Here is a 19,037-nt window from a genome sequence, read left to right on the forward strand (position 1 = left end):
GAACGGAGGAGAGGAAATGAAAAAGTTATGGATTGCCTCTTTACTTTTGGTAGGAATTTTCCTGACAAGTTGTGGTGCTAAGGGAATCTCAGCAGAAGATGCAGGAGAATTGTTTGTTGACCGTCTTGTTTATCAAAAAGAAGAAAGCAGATTTGCTAAAGAATTTCGTGATGGTGAGCAATTAGGGAAAGAATTAGATGAAAATAGTGAAGCTTTTGAGGAAAATTTTGCGAAAGGCTTGTCATCTACAGGAGCGCAAGTGCCACAAGAGGAAGCGAGTAAGCTGACAAAAGAGTTATTAAAACAAGCAAAAGATAAAACGACTTATAAAATTATTAAGATAGACGAAACAAAAACAGGTGCAACAATTTCTTATTATGTGACAGGATTGGACCTAGTGAGTGCAATGCAAGAAATGACTAGGCAATTAGTAAAGGAAACATTAGCAAATCCAGAGATAGCAAAGGATGATCAAAAAACGCTAGAAGCGACTTTTTCTATTTTAGAAGAAAGGGTCAAAGCAATCAAGATAAAAACTGATCCAGTTGAGCTTGCATTACATTTGGAAAAAGAAAAAGGTAAGTGGTTCATTCCAGAAGATCAAAAGGAAGCTGTATCCAACCTATTTTTGGCATTTATTTCAGGTTCTAAAGACTTAGATAGCATGAACAAAGAATTGGAAGAAGCATTAAATGAAGTTGCCAAAGAAATTATTGATTCATTAGATACCTTACCGATTCCTAATAATAGCTAAAATTTTAGTTTATAATTATTATTAAATGATAAATGATATAAAAATGAAAGATTTTAGTGTACTTTTTTACCATTTCGTACTACAATTATAAATGTAGATAAAAATATAGGAGGATGATGTATAATGAAATTTGAACAAACTAAAGAAGTGTTGAACCAACTAGTTGCAGATCTAAGCCAGTTTTCAGTGGTAATCCACCAAACTCACTGGTATATGCGTGGCCCAGAATTCTTGACATTGCACCCTAAAATGGACGAATATATGGACCAAATCAATGACCAATTGGATGTTGTATCTGAACGTTTGATTACATTAGATGGCGCTCCTTACTCAACGTTACAAGAATTTGCTGATCATACTGGTATTTCAGATGAGATCGGCACATACGAACGGACAATTCCTGAACGTATGGAAAAATTAGTTGAAGGTTACCGTTATTTAGCTGATTTATATCAAAAAGGAATTGAAGTGTCTGGTGAAGAAGGCGATGATTCTACACAAGATATCTTTATTGCAAACAAAACAGATATTGAGAAAAACATTTGGATGCTACAAGCAAAATTAGGCAAAGCGCCTGGTATTGATGCAGATTCACGTGCGAAAACTCGTTAATCAAAAAAGTTAAAAACTTCTGAAAGATGGTACGCTATCTTTCAGAAGCTTTTTTAGTTTTCTTCGCTTTCTAGTTTCAGCTTACTACGTTCAATTGCGGCTTTGACTTGATCGAACCCAGATCCGCCATACGAATGCCGACGCTCAATGGCGGTTTTTGACGACAGTGTTTGGTAGATATCTGATTGGATCAAAGGTGTAATCGCTTGATATTGTTCTAATGGAACATCTTGTAAATAAATGCCTTGTTTTGTACAATCTAAAACTAATTTTCCAACCACTTCATGTGCTTGTCTAAAGGGCATTCCTTTGCTTGCTAGATAGTCTGCTAGTTCTGTTGCATTTGAAAAATCTTTTTCAGTGGACTTTTCCATGATCTCTTGGTTCAGTTTCATCGTCGCTACCATGCCAGCCATAATCTCTAAACTAGTCAAAATCGTGTGAGACGTATCAAACATGCCCTCTTTGTCTTCTTGCAGGTCTTTGTTATAAGCTAACGGCAATCCTTTTAAAACCGTTAAAAGGCTGAATAAATTGCCATATACGCGACCGGACTTTCCCCGAATCAATTCTGCCATATCTGGATTCTTTTTTTGCGGCATAATCGAGCTGCCTGTAGAAAAAGTATCTGTTAATTCAACAAATTGAAACTCGTGACTGCACCATAAAATGATTTCTTCACAAAATCTGGAAAGATGCATCATTAGAATGGAACTATTGCTAAGAAATTCTAAGATAAAGTCCCGATCACTCACGCCGTCTAGACTATTTTCGTAAATTGAAGAAAAATCGAGCAATTCAGCTGAATAAGCACGATCGATTGGAAAAGTCGTGCCGGCAAGTGCTGCACAGCCTAAGGGGGAAATATCGATTCGCTTTAAGCTTTCGGAAAAGCGTTCTTGATCACGTGTTAACATACCGTAATAAGCCATCATATGGTGAGCAAACGAGATCGGTTGCGCATGTTGTAAATGGGTGTAGCCAGGCATGATGGTCTCAATGTTCTCTTCGGCTTTGTGGACTAAAACTTGACGGAATAAGTGGATCTTGCTAATGACTTCTTGAACGATTTCTTTTAAATAAAGATGCATGTCTGTAGCGACTTGATCATTTCTACTACGGCCGGTATGCAATTTTCCAGCAACTGGACCGATTTCATCATGGAGCAGTTTTTCAATATTTAAATGGATATCTTCGTTTTCTATACTGAATGTCAGTTCATCGGCAAGTAGTTTTTCTTGAATCGTCGTAAGTCCTGAACTGATTTGTTCGGCTTCATCTGCCGTTAAAATCCCTGTCTTAGCTAACATTTTTACATGGGCTAAACTTCCGATAATATCTTGTTTGGCTAATTTTTGATCAAAAGGAATCGATGCACCGAACGCATCGATCCATGCTTCGCTTTTTCCTTCAAAACGTCCGCCCCATAATTTTTTCATGCTGTACACCTCATTTATGTATTATTATTCATTATGATAAGAAAGAAGGTTGGACAGAAGCGTTTTACTCCGAGAAAATAAGAAGGAGTGGTTTCTGTGCCAACCGTTTGTTCTGATTTCTTGAGACTAAAATGAAGACTTATCGATCTCCTTATTTCGATCCGCAGACCAAAAAGAAATTCTCCTTGGATAAGTCAGTTAAAATAGGTGAATCGGATAACCTTATTTACAACAATGTAAAAGTTAACTCACGTATCGATTCAACTTAGAAAAAATAAGCATATCAGTGATTATTTTTTGTGTAGCGATGCTTGGACTTCTGCGTTGACTTTGGTTGGAAGCCCCCATAGTTTGATAAATCCGACAGCAGCGTCTTGGTCAAAGGTATCGGCAGAAGTATAAGTCGCTAAGTTTTCGTTATATAAACTGTTTTCAGACTTACGACCTTCAACGATTGCATGTCCTTTGAATAGTTTGACCCGTACAGTGCCATTTACGTATTTTTGGGTAGATTTTAAGAAAGCAATCAAGGCATCAGTTAATGGATTGAACCATAATCCGTCATAAATGATTTGTGATAATTGATTTTCAATGATTGGTTTGAAATGAGCTACTTCACGAACAAAGGTCAAGTCTTCCAACTCTTTGTGCGCAGTCATTAGTGTGATCGCTGCTGGACACTCATAGACTTCACGTGATTTGATCCCAACCAAACGATTTTCCACATGATCGATCCGACCAATGCCGTGCTTACCAGCTAAATCATTCAAGTCCAAAATTAAATCGGATAACAGCATTTCGTTTCCGTTGATTGCTGTTGGAACACCTTCAACAAAAGTTAATTCGATAATATCCGCTTCATCTGGTGCATTCTCTAAACTAGCAGTTAATTCATAAGCACCTTCTGGAGGTGTTGCCCAGGGATCTTCTAAAATGCCACATTCATTGGCACGGCCCCAAAGATTTTGGTCGACAGAATAAGGATTGTCCAAGTCCGCAGGGACGGGTACACCTTTTTCTTTGGCATAATTGATTTCTTCTTCACGTGACCATTTCCATTCACGAACTGGTGCAATCACATTTAACTCAGGTGCAAGGGCGTTGATCGCGACTTCAAAACGGACTTGATCATTCCCTTTTCCTGTACAGCCATGAGCGATTGTGGTGGCACCAGTTTCGTGAGCTAATTCTACTAATTTCTTAGCAATCAGCGGGCGGGATAAAGCGGATACTAATGGATAAGATTGTTCATAAAAGGTATGACCTTGTAATGCAATCAAAGCAAATTCCTGTGCAAATTCTTCCTTAGCATCAATCGTATAAGAAGCAGAAGCGCCAACTTCTAATGCCTTATTTTTGATAAAATCTAAATCTTTCTTTTCACCGACGTCTAAACAACAAGCGATCACATCGTATCCTTCATCCACTAACCATTTAACAGCAACAGAGGTATCTAGTCCTCCAGAATAGGCTAAAACAACTTTTTCTTTCATGAGTAACACTCCTTATTTTCTAATTGTCTTTTTTTATTGTTCTCATCATATCACTTGAAAATGCAAAAATCAACACTTTTTATAAATAAATATACATAAAAATAAATATTTTGGGAATAATATACATTTTTACTTTTGGAAGGCGCGTAATATACATTACGAATATTTAGGTGTTTTCTATTTTGAAATTAGAAGTAAAATTTTTTAATCGTAAAAAATTAGAAGAAAAATAGTGGAAAACCTTAGAAATTCATTGACTTTACTAGTGATAGAAGGTATCATATTAAATGGTATTGTTTGCCCCACAATGAGCCCCGGAAACTCAAGTGAATGTCAAACATCGAATAGAAAATTGGAGGAAAGAATCGTGCGTACAACATATATGGCCAAATCTGGCGAAGTAGAACGTAAATGGTATGTAGTCGATGCAACAGATATCCCAATGGGACGTCTTTCAACTGTAGTTGCTTCTATCTTACGTGGAAAAAATAAACCAACATTCACACCACATGTGGATACTGGAGATTTCGTAATTGTAATTAATGCTGATAAAATCAAATTAACTGGTAACAAAGCAAGTGATAAAATTTACTACCGTCACAGCCAATACCCAGGTGGGTTGAAATCTGTTACTGCTGGTGAATTACGCGATAAAAACTCTCGTCGTTTAATCGAAACTTCTGTAAAAGGTATGCTTCCTAAAAACACTTTAGGCCGTAAACAATTTACTAAGTTAAACGTATACGGTGGAGCTGAGCATCCACATGCTGCACAACAACCAGAAGTATTAGATATTACTAACCTAATTTAAGGAGGGAAATTCATTGGCTCAAGTACAATATATCGGCACTGGCCGTCGTAAAAATGCAGTTGCCCGCGTACGTTTAGTACCTGGTACTGGTAAAATTACTGTAAACAAAAAAGATGTTGAAGAATATATTCCACACGCTGACTTGCGTGAAGTTATCAACCAACCATTTGGCGTAACTGAAACTAAAGGCGCTTATGATGTAATGGTAAACGTTAACGGTGGAGGCTACTCTGGTCAATCAGGTGCGATCCGTCACGGAATCGCTCGTGCATTATTAGAAGTAGATCCTGATTTCCGTGCTGCTTTAAAACGCGCGGGACTTCTTACTCGTGATGCCCGTATGGTAGAACGTAAGAAGCCGGGACTTAAAAAAGCCCGTAAAGCTTCACAATTCTCAAAACGTTAATTATTGGAATCGTTGCGAATTTATTCGCTTACGAGTACCATTCAATTACAATGTTTCAAGACACTTTCCAAACTTTTGGAGAGTGTCTTTTTTGATTTGGTTAAGAGTTTGGTTTGTCTGTCTATATTCTTCCAAGCGTTTAATTGTGTCAATTTTTGTTTGCTCATTTGTATGTCCGTAAACTTTCTAATCCTGTTAGAAGTTTCTGCATGACCGAAAAGAAATTTAATAATTAGGCAATTAATTCCTTGATTTAGTAAATCTGAAACAAATGTTTGTTGTAAGCTTTGGGAACGGATGTGAGGAACTCTATATTTTTTATTAATTTCAAAGGTTCTTGAACGATTTTTATAGAGTAACATTTTTTCGCTGTATTTATTCTCGATCTTTTTTATTTTTTAGTCAGATATATTTTTTATTTGTCGGGTTTACTAACTATCCAATGATGCCATAATTATTATGGCTGTTTAATTGTTAACGGTAATAATTAATAGGAGTGTGAAAAAATGGGAGAAACGATCAGTACAGATGGAAATGCAGTTGCTAAATTTGCTGCGGATATTTTAGTTGCAAAGGGAAGTATTGATTTTAAGCCAACAAATAGCATTAATACGTCTACAAGTCCGGCAACAAATGAGTTGAAAACTTTAATAACTAGTTTTCAACAAACAATTGATACTTATAAAACCTGTTTAACCACAGAGGTAAGAAATGTACAAGCCGTACATAATGCAATTGAAGAAGCAGATAAAAAAATAAAAGATAGCATATCAACAACGATGCAAGCATGAGGTGGAATAGATGGATAAAAATTTATTTAGCTTGCGTATGAAGGCAGAGGAAGCAGAAGAAGATTTCAACAGTTTGAAAAAGAAAACTGGAGAGATTCCATTTGCTTATGAAGAGTGTCAAAAAGCGATCAATCGACAAAAAGAGATATGGGAACGTGTCCTACATTATTCTAAAGGGACAGATTCAGAAAGACAAGTCTATCAAAAATTAGATGAACTGGAAGAAAAGCAAAGGGAACTTACAAAAGTTTTTTCTATTGCAGATGAAGAAATTGAAGATGAACTGACGGATAGAAAAGCAGTTTATGAAAAAGCTGAATTACTATATGAAGAAACTAGAAAGGAGGACTCCGATGAAAATAATGTATGAGGAACTAAGTGATGTAAAAAGTAGTATTAGTTCGGAACGTTTAAATGCTGTAGGTAGTTTTAATTCTGTGACAAGTTCAATAGATGGATTAGCAGGAAATAGAAATTTATTAGGTGGTGGTTGGGTTTCAACTGTGACCCATCTCCAAGCGTATCAAGAGATAGACAAAGCACTATTCAACGTTTATTATGAGATGGACAACAGTTTAAATAACTATTTAACAGATTTTGTTGGTGAAGTTGGCAAGACAGATGAAGTATTAAACACAGATGATTTGGAAGGATTGCTTAGAGATTTACAAACTGCTCAAAATGAATATACTAATTTAATGAGTGATTTGGCTAAATCAATGAAGAATGTTCCAGTATTGGGTGAATTTTTTTAACAACAGAGCATTGATCCTATTAAAGAAGATATTGAGATTTTACAGAAATATCAAGCTTTTGAATCTAGTCATGCCTCTCATTATTCGGAATTATCTAGTTTGATTAGTGACGTAAACACAGGATTAGCACAATTAGGCAATCCAGCAAATTTTCTTAATCCAAGAGACGGATATAGAATTGTTGATTATGGTAATCAACAATAGTTTAAAAATTTAAAAGGATATAATGATAGCCAACCAAAAAGTCGTGTTGAAACGGTGACAGAATTAGATGATGCTGGAAATGTTGTCTATGTTGTTTATACAAATGGTGTAAAAGATGAGAAGCTAACAGCTCAACTAACAGAGGCGATGAAAGGAAGTTGGCTTGATCGAAGCATAGATGCGGTTGCTCAATTTTTGGATATTGTAGGGAATGTTGTTAAAACAACTTTGGGTGTGGTAACAACAATCACTGGTATAATTGGAACGATTGGCGGTTGTGCCGTTGTAACATTAGCTACAGGTGGTGTGGGAATCCTTGTGGATGGTGTGATAGTGACAGAAGGTGTAGTTGTTACGACCGCTGGTGTTACTCTAACTGTCGATGGTATTAATGGGTTAACTACGAGTAATTTTGCTTCTAAAGGAGGGGCAGGAGAGCAACGTAGTTTAAAGAAAATAGATGGAAATAAAGCTGCTAATAAACAAGCAAAAAAACAAGGATATGATGATGCTCATGATTTTAAGGAATCGTTTGTGGGTGAAAATGCAGTCTCAAAATTTGATATTTTATATGATACGGTTACAGGACAAATTCTTTTAAAATCACAGCGAGGGAATGTAATTATAGAAACTGGACATTTCTTTATAAAATAGATGGAGGAACTTATGAAATTACCAAAAATAAAAATTAGCTTAGTTGCTGATGGTAAAGATTTTAACTTAGAAAATATGACACAAAAACTAGAGATACAACCAACAAAAGTTAGAACTAAAGATGATTGGCCGGATGCAATAAAAAATAATCCTAATCTACCCGATGAATATAAACCAAGACATAATTGGTGCTATAGTAAAACGTTCGAAGAAATGTATGATTTTACTTTAGCATATCAGGAGATACTAAGTAAATTTAAACCTAAAACTAGTATTCTGAAAAAAATGGCTAATGATGAACAAATTAAATATGCTGTAGTGTTATCAATAGATTGTTATGATGGCGATTTTCCAGCAATGGTAGTAGACACACCGATGATTCATTTTCTAAATGATATTAATGCTGAAATAAGTTTTGATATTATTACCTATGAAGAAGATTCTGAAAGTTAGCATTACTGCATGATTAAGGAATATTTTGATAGCAAAATGGAAAGAAAAGCTCATTTAGTTTATAAAATATGGTATAAATAGACATTAGATAAAAGAGAAGTTTATCTGTGTCTATTTTTATAGTTTAAAGTATGACATTTAGATGCTCTAGAAAATTTTTTTGTAATGGTAATGACTAGTAAAATCACCAAAAGGGGTAAAAAGAGATGGTTCATGGGGGCATAATTCTAGTGGTCAGCCACCTAAACTGACTAAAAAGATATTAAAATGGTTACAAGATATAGGTTGGAAACTACTTTAATATGAAGGAATAATAATATGGAAAATATAGATGAATTGATTGCAGAGTGGCAAGATAGTTCTAATGAAGTTTATTCAGACCACATAGATTTTTTTATAAATAAAACGACATTTGATTATAAAGACTGTTTAATGGTTATGAAGGAAATGAGAAAAAAACTAAACGCTCAAGGGTTCGATAAAATAAAAATAATGATAAAAATACAATGTGGGCAATCAAAAAAAATGCAAATCTGGGGAGAAAATTTTTGGAATTTGGTAGATGCTACCTTAACTCCACCAGAATTTTTTATAGGGGAAAAATTTCCAAAGGATTCTTGGTCGAATTGTCATAAGATTAATCATTCAAATCAAATAGAAGGTATTGAAAATTATATTGTTTCTTATCCTGTTGCAGATGGATTCATTAGATGCCTTAATTTAGTAGAAAATGAGGTGTCGTATGTATAATGTTGCTAATTTTTTAGAAAAAGTAGAAAAGAAAAGTAGTAAGCGGATATCTGCAGATGATGTGTTGAATACAGATACATTTACTTATAGAGAAATAATCTCTTTAATTAATAGTGTTGTTGTGAATTTAAAGAGTGAACAATTTATAGAATGCCAAATCTCATCAGAAACAGAAATAGATACAAGAAGTAAAGAAGCTTTACTAGATGCGCATGTAGATACAGAATGGTCTATGCCAGATATTGAAATTAATGAAAAATTAGTGTGGCATCCTCAAGAAAACGAAACAACTATAGAAATTGGCGAATTATCAGAATCATTGATTGCAATTTACTCTTATCAATCAGATTATTGTTTAACAATAGTATCTAAAGAAGTTTTTAATACTAGGAAAGTTTTAGATGTGGTTCAGTCGTTATTAACTGATATTTCTTTTGGAGATATTAATTTGGTTGATAGTGGGAAGATCATTGGGGAGAAAAAACTTAGAGAAATTGTAGATCATTTAATCAAATTAGATTATGTTTTTGTAGTCAGAAAAAAACTGGTTAAAGATATGGAAGAAATTATTATAGAAAACGTTGTTGGTTGGGAGAATGGAGAAAACTACAGTATTGAATTTACAAAAAAAGGTAGGGAAGATTATTCAAGTAATGTAATAGGTCTTGAAGTGATGAGATTTATGAGTTTAACTTAGGGTCAGTGAATTAATGAATAAAATCTGAACAAAAAATAACCATCAAAAAAGGGTATAGCTACTATGTTAGTAAATCATAGTGACTATAGCCTTTTTTTTTAACGATGTTACTTTTAAAATCTAGTATAATATATAGTGATGCTCTTTCATTAAAATATTTTACTCAAGATGCTGATAATGTGAGATTTTACACCTCTATCAAACTACAGAATAGCAAATTAGGTTTTAAAAAGCCCGTAAAGCTTCACAATTCTTAAAAAATGTTTACAACTTTTCTTTCATATCACGCGTTATTCCGCCACATTCCCACTACTCAAATAATTTCCTTTTTCATCCAAAGGCAACCAATCCAAGAAATTTTTCACATATTTATCCCAAAAATCCCACTCATGTCCACCCTCATCTTCAATATAAGTAAGTGGAATTTCTTTCTCATCCGCAAATGATTTAAAGCCTCGAACACTTTCAAGTAAGAAATCTTCTGTGCCGATTGGAAGATATATCTTAGGAATGTCTTGTTTGTTTTCGATCAATTGATTGATTAAATAGTAATAATCTTTATCACTATCCTTGATCGTATCGATCCCGCCAAAGGCATTGTCATAAAAATCTAAACTCCAACCTGTGACGGATAATAATTCAGAACGTGCAATAATTTGATCGATCATCAAACCTGGTGAAAAAGCACCGATATGGCTAAAGGTTTCATGGTATTTCAATCCGTTGATCATAGCACCGTAGCCACCCATTGAAAGACCAGCGATGAAGGTATCTTCTTTTTTATGAGACAAAGGAAACATGTTTCGCGTAAATTCAACGAGTTCATCTGCCACGTAGGCACCGTAGTTTTCACCACGATTTGGTTTATCGACATAAAATTGATTTTCACCGGATGGCATGATAACAGCCAGATTATGCTCTTCAGCCCAGCGTTGGATTCGGGTGCCAGATAAATAATCCGTATAATTGCCAAAGGCGCCGTGTAATAAATACAATGTTTTTAGTGGTTTTTGTTGGACCTCTTCTTCTTTTCCAAATGAGATATGATCTAAAGGAATAATTGCGTTAAAGGTTACCGTGCGTGATAACATTTTCGAGATAAAGTTTACTTGTACTAAAGCCATTATGCATCCTCTTTTCTAATTTTTATCGTATCTTCTTGTATAGCAGTTTGTGCATTCTTTTTCTTTTGAACACTTAACAGAATAAAAGAGCATGCACTTAATAGAATAAGACCTATTCCACTCATTAAAAAGCTATCGGAAGCGGTTGTCATCCCAAAGGTTTTACTTAAAAAGCTATTGATTGTGGGAGATAAAAAGACGCCTAAGTTGATCCCGACTAATAATACACCTGTCGCTAAGTTAGCGGAATTCTTCGGTGCAATTTGCCCAACTAACATAAACATGAAAGGCGCTGCTAAACTAAAGGCTAAACCTGAAACGATAGCACCAAGGGTTACAATCGCAACTGAGTTGGCGGATAAAATAATGATAAAGCCAAGACCGATACCTAATAGTCCAATTGGTAATACTAGCTGTTTTAACCACTTGAAAATCTGGCCATAGAAAACGCCGACAACAATCCCAACAATTGTAACGGAGCCTAAAATACTTGCGGCAGTTTCTGGTTTGCCAATGCCAGTTTCCACCAGTAAAGTAGCTGTTTTTAACATGATGACAAAAAATAAAGCGTATACAATTAAAGCGAAAAGCATTAAGCTGATGGTCGCTCCGTTGACACTTTCTTTTTCTTTTTTAGTGTTAGCGGTTGGATCATCTAGTTTTTCCGCTGCAGGTAAGGTCACAAAAAGAGCGAATAATGCTAATGGTAAAACGGTAATTGCGTAAACTAAAAAAGAATTCTGCCAACCAAATTTAGTAAAGTAGCCAACTAATAAGGTTATCACAGTGCTGCCAATCGACCCCATTGCTCCTTGAAGCCCCATTAAACTGGCCTGCTCATCCCCAGAATAAAGTTCAGTAATTAAACTTACGGCAAGGGCATTAAATAAACCGACTCCTGCTCCAAACATAAAGCGTGAGGCTAAGATAACTGTATAATTTTCTATAAAAACAGGAATAAGGCCAGAGATCAACGCAAGGCTGAGCCCTAATAAAACCGTCTTTTTCTTGCCTAGAAATTTAACAAAAATATTGCTTAACAAAACAAAAATTAAAATCCCAAAGTTTGGAACAGTCGCAATGAGTTCAATGGACGAAGTACTTTGATCTGGAAAAGACTGCTGCATCAAAGGGATTAGCGATGATACGGCCGGCCCTGCTACTAAAACTAATGAGATAGACAGTAGTGATGCTTTAAATAAAAAGCTGTTTTTATTCATGATAGGTCCTCCAATATGTTATTGTAATCGATTACAAGCAAAGGATATCATGAATTCACTCATTAAAAGGGGCAGAAGCTATCGGAAAAAAGGTCATTTTCTGCCATTCTGTTTTTTTCGATAGTCTAATTGATATTTTTTGGGTGTTTGCTGGAAAACGTCTTCGAAGGTTCTTCTGAATGATTTTTCGTTGGGGAAACCAACGATATCAGAAATCACATGAATTGGTTTTTCACTATGAAGTAATAGTTCTTGCCCTCGATTGATTCGAACTAGCTGGACATATTTCATGACACTTAATCCAAGACTTTTTTTAAAAAGTTTGCTTAAATAATTCGTTGACATATGAAAGTTGTTCGCTAAAATTCCAACAGATAATTCTTGCTGATAATTTTCTTGGATAAAGGAAATGATCGGCTGCATCTGACCTAAATTTCGATGGTAGACATTTGAATTGATCGGCATTTTTTCACGATGCATCCAATCTTTTGCCATTAGGTAGATTATTTCGTAAGTTAAACGGATTAATTGTAGCTCTAAAAACTCTTCCGGTTCCCGTCTGACTAGATGATAAAACTGACTTAGCGCTTCCCGTAATTGATTGACTTGTGCAAGTTTTCCAGAAGGGAGATTATCAAAACGCATAAACTCAAAGTGAGGAATCAGCTTACTTAAAAAGTCATAAGGTATCTGGATTGTCAATGCTTCAAGATCGGCGCAATAACTGGAAACAGCGCCATGTACCTCAGCTGAATTAATGAACAAAATTGTGCCAGGCTCTGTTTGATAGGTAACGTTGTTGATTGTATAGTTTTCAATTTTTCCAGAATAGGTGTAAGAAATTTCAAATGACGTGTGCCAATGAGGCAGCACAGGACCTGTGGAATGGTCTGCACCATGAACAATCCAATTGATAGGAATCAATTCGTGTGTATATTCAATAAATTCATGTTCAAAAGTCATGTTGAGCCTCCTTAATTTTTTTCGTGCCAGTAACTTTTTGGGGTCATATTTTCATATTTTTTGAATACTTTAATGAAATAACTCGTATCGTTGAAGTGAAGTAATGAGCTGATCGTGTTTAAATCATACTGTTTAAATTCTAATAATCGCTTACTTTCTTCTATTCTTTGCTTCATCACATATTGATTAAGGGAAAGTCCTACTTCTTTTTTAAACAATTTAGATAAATGAGGGACAGAGTAATTGGTGTAAGCTGCGATTATCGGGATAGATAAATTCGAGTAGATATTTTTATGAATGAATTCACACGTTTTTTTGACCGTGGTAGAGTACTTGATATAGTTGTATTTACGTACCTCTTTACAAAATAATAGGAGTATTTCTAAGACGGGTGGTTGCGCGCCCTGAAAGTGATTTTTTCGTTCAATATCTTGAATCAAGTTGTCGCTTAAAGTATACGCTCGTTCATACGGAACGCCGCCTTTAATCGCATATCTTGTGGATATCGCTACGGCTACAATCAAGATGTTTTTTTGATTCCTCAATTCTGATTCAGTCGAAAGTAGGCCTGTCTGGCTATTTTTTTGAAAAGCGTAATAGTCTCTTTTTAATCCTTCTTCGTTGCCATTCATTACTTCAATAAACATAGCCTCTTCACTTTCGAAGTCGTGATGATAAAGTTGTTGTTCAATTTGCTCACTTAGTACTTTTTCAATAATCGTTTCTCTTAGGTAGAGAATATTTTGATTGAGAGACTGAACCTCTTTAGTGGTGAATTCTTTTTCCTTCATAAATAGATGAATGGTTTCAGAAATCTTCAATAACCGGTCGTTGTGAGAAATGAAATTGCCGACTTCATCATCAATGAATAGACAAACCAATTGATTTAACTCGTCGGTATCGTAAGCGAATAGTAGCAATTTTTGCTCTTTGAAATAATAATTATGAATGATACTTGTTTGCGTGATTATTCGTTGAATTTGTTTAGCTGTCAACTGATGATTTGTAAGATTCTTTTGGTGACTGATCTGTCCATTTGCTTTATCCACAACAATATAAGAAAAAATAGCGATATCGGATAGATGGTTCAAAAATTTTATAAGCGCTATCATTATTTTCAGCTCCTTTGATATAAAAATACCATTAATCATAAAATTATACTATTATTTCTTTCTAAAATGAGTAGAATACAATTGAAAGCGCTGTTAAAATCTTGTCAAGAGATAATAGGAGGAAAGCTGTATGACTGAATTAACTACTCACTTTTTAAGTATTGATATTGGAGGCACCTACATGAAGCACGCCTTAATTAATCGTAGTGGCCAAATTATTTTTGTGAAAAAAGAAGAGACACCAAAGAATATTGAAGAGTTCAAAAGCTGTTTAACTGGTATTCTTGATCAATACAAAGGACAAGTTAAAGCGGTAGCTGTTAGTTGTCCGGGTAAAATCGATTCAAAAGAAGGAGTTGTCTATCATGGTGGAGCGTTGGTTTACTTACATCAGTTTCATTTGAAAGAATTTATTGAATCTTATATGAACCTGCGATGTGCCCTAATGAACGACGGTAAATCAGCTGCACTTGCGGAACTGTGGTTAGGACAATTAAAAGACATCGAAAATGGCGGTGTGATGACACTTGGTACAGGAATTGGTGGCGGTCTTGTTTTAAATAAATCACTTCACTCGGGTAGCCATTTCCAAGCAGGAGAGTTAAGTTTCATGCTCCTTTCAACGAATGTTCCAATCAGCTTGGAGACTGTGGCGGGAGCGAAAGGTTCTGCAGTAAATTTCATTCGACAAGCATCAAGCCTGTTGAATTTAGATAATCCGTTAGATGGTAAAAAAGTTTTTGAGGAATTAGAAAAGAAAAATGAGTTGATTTATCCATTATTTGAAGAATTCTGTCGTAATGTGGTGATTGTGATCATGAATGTTCAATCCGTCGTTGATTTACAGCGAATCGCTATTGGCGGCGGTATCAGCGCACAACCAATTCTTGTAGACGAAATAAAACAGCAATATCAACGATTACTTGCTTCAGTTCCATTGTTAGAGAATATGCTAACACCAGTAGAAATTGTCCCCTGTCATTTTAGAAACGAAGCTGGATTGCTAGGGGCTTTATATCATTTACTTGAAGAATTAGAAGGAAATTGAGCATTTAACGTTTAGGAGGAATACTAATGGCACGAGAATACGATATAAAATTAGTAGAAGCAATCAGAAATAAACAATATACAGAAACACGTCGTGATGTGACGGTCATGGTAAAACCAATTCCAGATTGTGCTATTGACGGCGCCATGGATCCACGGGTGTATAAAGGGGCTAAAAAAATGAGCCTACTGATGAAATTTATCCCCAAAAGTATGCTGAAAATGGATGCTAGCCCAAAATCAATCAAACGTTTGCGAAAAATGTTTAATAGCGTAGATTCAACACCAATGGTTGAAGAGGACATTAAAGAAATGACTTTTACGATTAAAGCAGAAGATGGCTTTGATATTCCCATGACTCGTTTTCAATCGGAAAAACCGATGGCTCATTCACCTGTGCTCTATTTTATTCATGGCGGTGGTTTCTTTGCTGGTAGTACGGATGTTGTGAGAGAAGCCTTGAGGTTATTTGTTAGTCAAACCAATATGATTGCGGTCAGTATCGACTATCGTTTAGCACCTGAAAATCCTTTCCCGATCGGGCATAAGGATTGTTACACTGGATTAAGATGGTTAGCTGACCATGTGGAAGAATGGGGAGCTGATAAGCGGAGTATTTTCGTCGCGGGAGATAGCGCGGGTGGGAACATAACAGCGTATTGTAGTAATCGAAATATTGAAGAAAATCGTGACGATGTCTGTGGTCAAATTTTACTTTATCCGACGCTTAATATGGGTGGGATCAAGGATCAATATACTGAATTTGATATCGATCACGATGTAGCGATTTACGCAAAGCAAGCGAGCGTTATTCGTCCTGGAATTGAAATTTTTAGTGAAATGACGACTAGTTTATCTGATATTTTAGGAACAAAAGACACTTTAAATAAATACCTAACACCCTACATGTCAGTCAGTGAAAAAATGCCAACAACGATGATCTCCTCAGGAGAGCATGATTTCTTAACCTTTGAAAGCTTAGCTTATGCTAAAAAATTGGTTGATTTAGGAGTGGGTACGACCTTTACTTTATACAAAGGTATGGGGCATGCATACATTGATCACGTAGGAAATTATCCACAGGCAGAAGATTGCATGCAAGATATAAGTGAATTTATTAAGAAAAATAGGAGATAGAAAATAAAAAAACAAACAAAAATCGTTTTTGGTTTAATTGCTTGTTTACTACTTATCTTTACTTTTACTGATTTACAGATTTCTGAAACGCTTTACAATCCAAAGAGTACGTTTGGCTGGTTCTTTGAATCGTTTGGAGAAGTGATTATCGCGTTGATTGGTTGTTTTAGTACAGTTGGAATGATCAGAACGAGCAACGGGAAATGGTCATTCTATTAGGAACTCTATTTTTTGTTTGATACCTTTATGTTGTGTGGATGTCAACGTTCCCGCTGATTGATCAACTCAGCAGCTGAGTTTCTGAAACGGATTTACTACGAATGATGACTTTGTGTCTTTTCCTTCGAGACATTCGGATCCCTTATTTCTGGTGTATGGATCATTTGTGTGATACTAATTCATGTTATTATGGGCACTCACTTTGCAGTGATGTGTTAATGGAGGCAATGATCGTGTTGCTTTTAAATATATATTGAAGAAAAATGGTATCCTTCTATTGAAAATAGGACTCATTAAAAATAGATATGTTTTTGCGAGAAATGAGCAATACCTATCCATTTTTGAGTATTTACAAGGGCAAAACTTAATTAAATGTTTTTTCACTTTTTCAAATGAACATTTTACTAGCATAATGAATTACAGCAATTCAGGAAATAATCACGATGTATGCTTTGTATAGCATATTAAGTGGTTTGATTGTAGCGACGCCAATATGCATTTTGGAAAAAATGAAAATCGATTTTCAAACATAAATTGTGCAGTAGCAGTAATAAATGAGGAGGTAAATCTATGACAAAATTTCAACAGGATGAACTTCAACAGTTAATAAAAAATTTCCTGTTTGAGCAAAATTGTATAGAAACCTATCATCATTGTATTTCTGTGGGTGACTATGCTTTTGAATTGGGAAAGCGCTATTTAGAAAAACCTGAGCAGGCTAGGATTGCAGGATATCTCCATGATATTTCCGCGATTTATCCAAATGATCAGAGAATCGCTGTAGCAAATAAAATGGGTATAACATTGTATGAAGAAGAACTAGAATTTCCACTGATTATCCATCAAAAAATCTCGAAAGAAATTGCGTTGAACGAGTTTAATATTACGGATGAAGCAATTCTGTCAGCTATTGAGTGTCACACTACGCTAAAGGGGCAATATACGGATTTGGATTTAGTTTTATTTATAGCGGATAAGATAAAATGGGATCAGGTAGGCGAGCCGCCTTATCTTGTAGGGTTAATGGAGGCCTTAGATAAATCTTTAGAAAATGCTGCGTATTATTATGTAGATTATTTGTTGAATCATAATATTAAAGTGATCCATCCATGGTTGTGGGAAGCGTATTTAAATTTGAAATCTAATTTAGGTTATAATTAAATTTGAATGCTTTGTTTACTCTGAAAAATACAGCAGTTGAGAATATAATAAGAATTTTTATTAAATGATCGCCTGTAGACGTTATTTCCAATATATATTACTATAGGAGTGATATATGAAGAATTTGGAGGGTTTATTGTGAAAAAAATGAAAAGAACTGTTTTGTGTGGGTTGTGTTTAGTGTTTTTTTGGGGACTAGTAGGATGTAATAAACCGACGAAATCAAGTGCTGATAGTGATAGCGAATCATCTAGTACGAAAGAAACGACGGAACTAATCACTAGCATCAAAGAAACGGAAGAATCAACAGAAGTAACGACCGATGAGCAATCAAGTACAACTCAGGATACAAAAGAAGTAGATCAATCAAATGAACAAGAAGAGGTAATCGAAGTGATGACTCTTTCACAAATTCAACAGGGAGATTATTCAAGCCTTAATGGAACTTGGGGAAATGGATTAGGGAATACAATTTTTGTAGAAAATAATAAAATGAATTTTACAGACATTTCTAATCAGGCAGAACCAGCAGTAATAACTGAGTTGAACTTAGATATTCCTAAACTAAATTCACCTGATGGGACACCCGAATTAATAACTTATATGGGCAATAGCAACAAAGTTTCTTCTTATGAACAGCAACTAAGTATTGAAGAAAATCAAGGCTTCATTTCTTTAAGAAGTACCCTTCCTGGCGCAGTGATTTACGTCTCATTTTTACCAAAAGGTGTAATGGGTGATATATTAGAGGGAGATGCCGACAGAGATAAAATTGTGGCTGTTGGTACTCAAAATACTGCTACATCAGTTCGTGCAGAATATGTCTATTATAAAATTGACTAAGACAGCTTCATGGAACATCAACGATATAGTCAATAATTATAGGTCTAGATAAGTAAGTACTTTGCTAGCTTTAAAGAAACCGAGACAAAAGCATATTCTTCGGAAATAAGCTTTTGTCTCGGTTTCTTTGTTGTTTTTTTGATTTTAGAGAATGAACGAAGTGAGTTAAATAGCGAATTAGAGTGTCTCTTTGATGCCAATTTTCTTGTATGAAGTAGTTTTGATCTGATTTAGAATATTCTGTCTCAATTATATTTCTTGTTCTCCATTGTCTAAAAGTACAACTTTTCCTATTGGTAATAATTTCATTATCTAGGTCTTTATTCCTTATAAATTTTCACTTGTACCATTCTTTTTAACATAATTAGAAAATATATATATTTTTTCTATTG

21 protein-coding genes are annotated in these 19,037 nt (G+C 35.0%); 15 read left to right on the top strand and 6 right to left on the bottom strand.

Going from position 1 to position 19,037, the window contains the following annotated elements; translation table 11 throughout:
- Positions 1 to 16 precede the first annotated feature (16 nt).
- Both IGJ50_RS00320 and IGJ50_RS00325 read left to right on the top strand, forming a co-directional pair.
- Positions 17 to 754, top strand: coding sequence for a DUF5105 domain-containing protein (locus IGJ50_RS00320; protein WP_069640424.1), 738 nt, complete (start codon positions 17 to 19; stop codon positions 752 to 754).
- A gap of 123 nt (positions 755 to 877) precedes the next feature.
- Positions 878 to 1,366: a Dps family protein gene (locus IGJ50_RS00325; protein WP_069640423.1), complete on the top strand. Its 489-nt coding sequence runs from the start codon at positions 878 to 880 to the stop codon at positions 1,364 to 1,366.
- A 53-nt stretch (positions 1,367 to 1,419) separates the two neighbouring features.
- Here the strand turns inward: IGJ50_RS00325 and argH are convergent, their stop codons facing one another.
- Entirely contained in the window at positions 1,420 to 2,805 is a 1,386-nt protein-coding gene (gene argH, locus IGJ50_RS00330; RefSeq protein ID WP_429948280.1) for an argininosuccinate lyase, read from the bottom strand.
- A 290-nt stretch (positions 2,806 to 3,095) separates the two neighbouring features.
- Complete coding sequence (locus IGJ50_RS00335) at positions 3,096 to 4,298, bottom strand: argininosuccinate synthase (protein ID WP_069640421.1); 1,203 nt, start codon at positions 4,296 to 4,298, stop codon at positions 3,096 to 3,098.
- A 364-nt stretch (positions 4,299 to 4,662) separates the two neighbouring features.
- On the opposite strand from IGJ50_RS00335, the gene rplM reads away from it, so the two are divergent.
- The 9 genes from rplM to IGJ50_RS00380 all read left to right on the top strand — a co-directional run bounded on the left by rplM (position 4,663) and on the right by IGJ50_RS00380 (position 9,819).
- Positions 4,663 to 5,109, top strand: coding sequence for a 50S ribosomal protein L13 (rplM, locus tag IGJ50_RS00340; RefSeq protein ID WP_303393681.1), 447 nt, complete (start codon positions 4,663 to 4,665; stop codon positions 5,107 to 5,109).
- Between the two features lie 13 nt (positions 5,110 to 5,122).
- Positions 5,123 to 5,515 carry a 30S ribosomal protein S9 gene (gene rpsI, locus IGJ50_RS00345; protein ID WP_010762225.1) on the top strand — a complete coding sequence of 131 codons (393 nt, stop codon included), beginning with the start codon at positions 5,123 to 5,125 and terminating at the stop codon, positions 5,513 to 5,515.
- A gap of 506 nt (positions 5,516 to 6,021) precedes the next feature.
- On the top strand, positions 6,022 to 6,306 hold the full coding sequence (locus tag IGJ50_RS00350) for a TIGR04197 family type VII secretion effector (protein WP_429948283.1): 285 nt from the start codon (positions 6,022 to 6,024) through the stop codon (positions 6,304 to 6,306).
- 10 nt (positions 6,307 to 6,316) lie between these two features.
- Entirely contained in the window at positions 6,317 to 6,676 is a 360-nt protein-coding gene (locus tag IGJ50_RS00355) for a hypothetical protein (protein ID WP_429948284.1), read from the top strand.
- Entirely contained in the window at positions 6,660 to 7,061 is a 402-nt protein-coding gene (locus IGJ50_RS00360) for a hypothetical protein (protein WP_429948285.1), read from the top strand. Before IGJ50_RS00355 ends, IGJ50_RS00360 begins: the two co-directional genes overlap by 17 nt.
- A gap of 258 nt (positions 7,062 to 7,319) precedes the next feature.
- The gene (locus IGJ50_RS00365) at positions 7,320 to 7,919 is read left to right on the top strand and encodes a hypothetical protein (protein WP_429948287.1); all 600 of its coding nucleotides are present in this window, start codon (positions 7,320 to 7,322) and stop codon (positions 7,917 to 7,919) included.
- Between the two features lie 12 nt (positions 7,920 to 7,931).
- Positions 7,932 to 8,372 carry a DUF4279 domain-containing protein gene (locus IGJ50_RS00370; protein ID WP_429948289.1) on the top strand — a complete coding sequence of 147 codons (441 nt, stop codon included), beginning with the start codon at positions 7,932 to 7,934 and terminating at the stop codon, positions 8,370 to 8,372.
- 318 nt (positions 8,373 to 8,690) lie between these two features.
- A complete protein-coding gene (locus IGJ50_RS00375; RefSeq protein ID WP_429948290.1) occupies positions 8,691 to 9,122 on the top strand; it encodes a hypothetical protein in 432 nt (143 codons plus the stop codon).
- Entirely contained in the window at positions 9,115 to 9,819 is a 705-nt protein-coding gene (locus IGJ50_RS00380) for a hypothetical protein (RefSeq protein ID WP_429948292.1), read from the top strand. Before IGJ50_RS00375 ends, IGJ50_RS00380 begins: the two co-directional genes overlap by 8 nt.
- A 290-nt stretch (positions 9,820 to 10,109) precedes the next feature.
- Here the strand turns inward: IGJ50_RS00380 and IGJ50_RS00385 are convergent, their stop codons facing one another.
- The 4 genes from IGJ50_RS00385 to IGJ50_RS00400 all read right to left on the bottom strand — a co-directional run bounded on the left by IGJ50_RS00385 (position 10,110) and on the right by IGJ50_RS00400 (position 14,238).
- A complete protein-coding gene (locus IGJ50_RS00385; protein WP_429948294.1) occupies positions 10,110 to 10,943 on the bottom strand; it encodes an alpha/beta hydrolase in 834 nt (277 codons plus the stop codon).
- Positions 10,943 to 12,163 carry an MFS transporter gene (locus IGJ50_RS00390; protein ID WP_429948296.1) on the bottom strand — a complete coding sequence of 407 codons (1,221 nt, stop codon included), beginning with the start codon at positions 12,161 to 12,163 and terminating at the stop codon, positions 10,943 to 10,945. The genes IGJ50_RS00385 and IGJ50_RS00390 overlap by 1 nt, the downstream gene beginning before the upstream one ends.
- Before the next feature lie 93 nt (positions 12,164 to 12,256).
- On the bottom strand, positions 12,257 to 13,126 hold the full coding sequence (locus IGJ50_RS00395) for an AraC family transcriptional regulator (protein ID WP_069640414.1): 870 nt from the start codon (positions 13,124 to 13,126) through the stop codon (positions 12,257 to 12,259).
- 11 nt (positions 13,127 to 13,137) lie between these two features.
- On the bottom strand, positions 13,138 to 14,238 hold the full coding sequence (locus IGJ50_RS00400; protein WP_429948297.1) for a helix-turn-helix domain-containing protein: 1,101 nt from the start codon (positions 14,236 to 14,238) through the stop codon (positions 13,138 to 13,140).
- A gap of 130 nt (positions 14,239 to 14,368) precedes the next feature.
- On the opposite strand from IGJ50_RS00400, the gene IGJ50_RS00405 reads away from it, so the two are divergent.
- From IGJ50_RS00405 to IGJ50_RS00420, 4 genes are all read left to right on the top strand, one after another.
- Positions 14,369 to 15,286, top strand: a complete 918-nt coding sequence (locus tag IGJ50_RS00405; protein ID WP_429948299.1) for an ROK family protein — start codon at positions 14,369 to 14,371, stop codon at positions 15,284 to 15,286.
- Positions 15,287 to 15,312: 26 nt separating this feature from the next.
- Positions 15,313 to 16,422, top strand: a complete 1,110-nt coding sequence (locus IGJ50_RS00410; protein WP_429948300.1) for an alpha/beta hydrolase — start codon at positions 15,313 to 15,315, stop codon at positions 16,420 to 16,422.
- Positions 16,423 to 17,211: 789 nt separating this feature from the next.
- Positions 17,212 to 17,802, top strand: a complete 591-nt coding sequence (gene yqeK, locus IGJ50_RS00415; RefSeq protein WP_429948302.1) for a bis(5'-nucleosyl)-tetraphosphatase (symmetrical) YqeK — start codon at positions 17,212 to 17,214, stop codon at positions 17,800 to 17,802.
- Between the two features lie 147 nt (positions 17,803 to 17,949).
- Positions 17,950 to 18,645, top strand: coding sequence for a DUF6287 domain-containing protein (locus tag IGJ50_RS00420; protein ID WP_429950004.1), 696 nt, complete (start codon positions 17,950 to 17,952; stop codon positions 18,643 to 18,645).
- The last annotated feature ends 392 nt before the right edge of the window (positions 18,646 to 19,037 follow it).

The organism is Enterococcus sp. AZ101 (genome assembly GCF_050499005.1).
Lineage (GTDB): Bacteria > Bacillota > Bacilli > Lactobacillales > Enterococcaceae > Enterococcus_L > Enterococcus_L ureilyticus.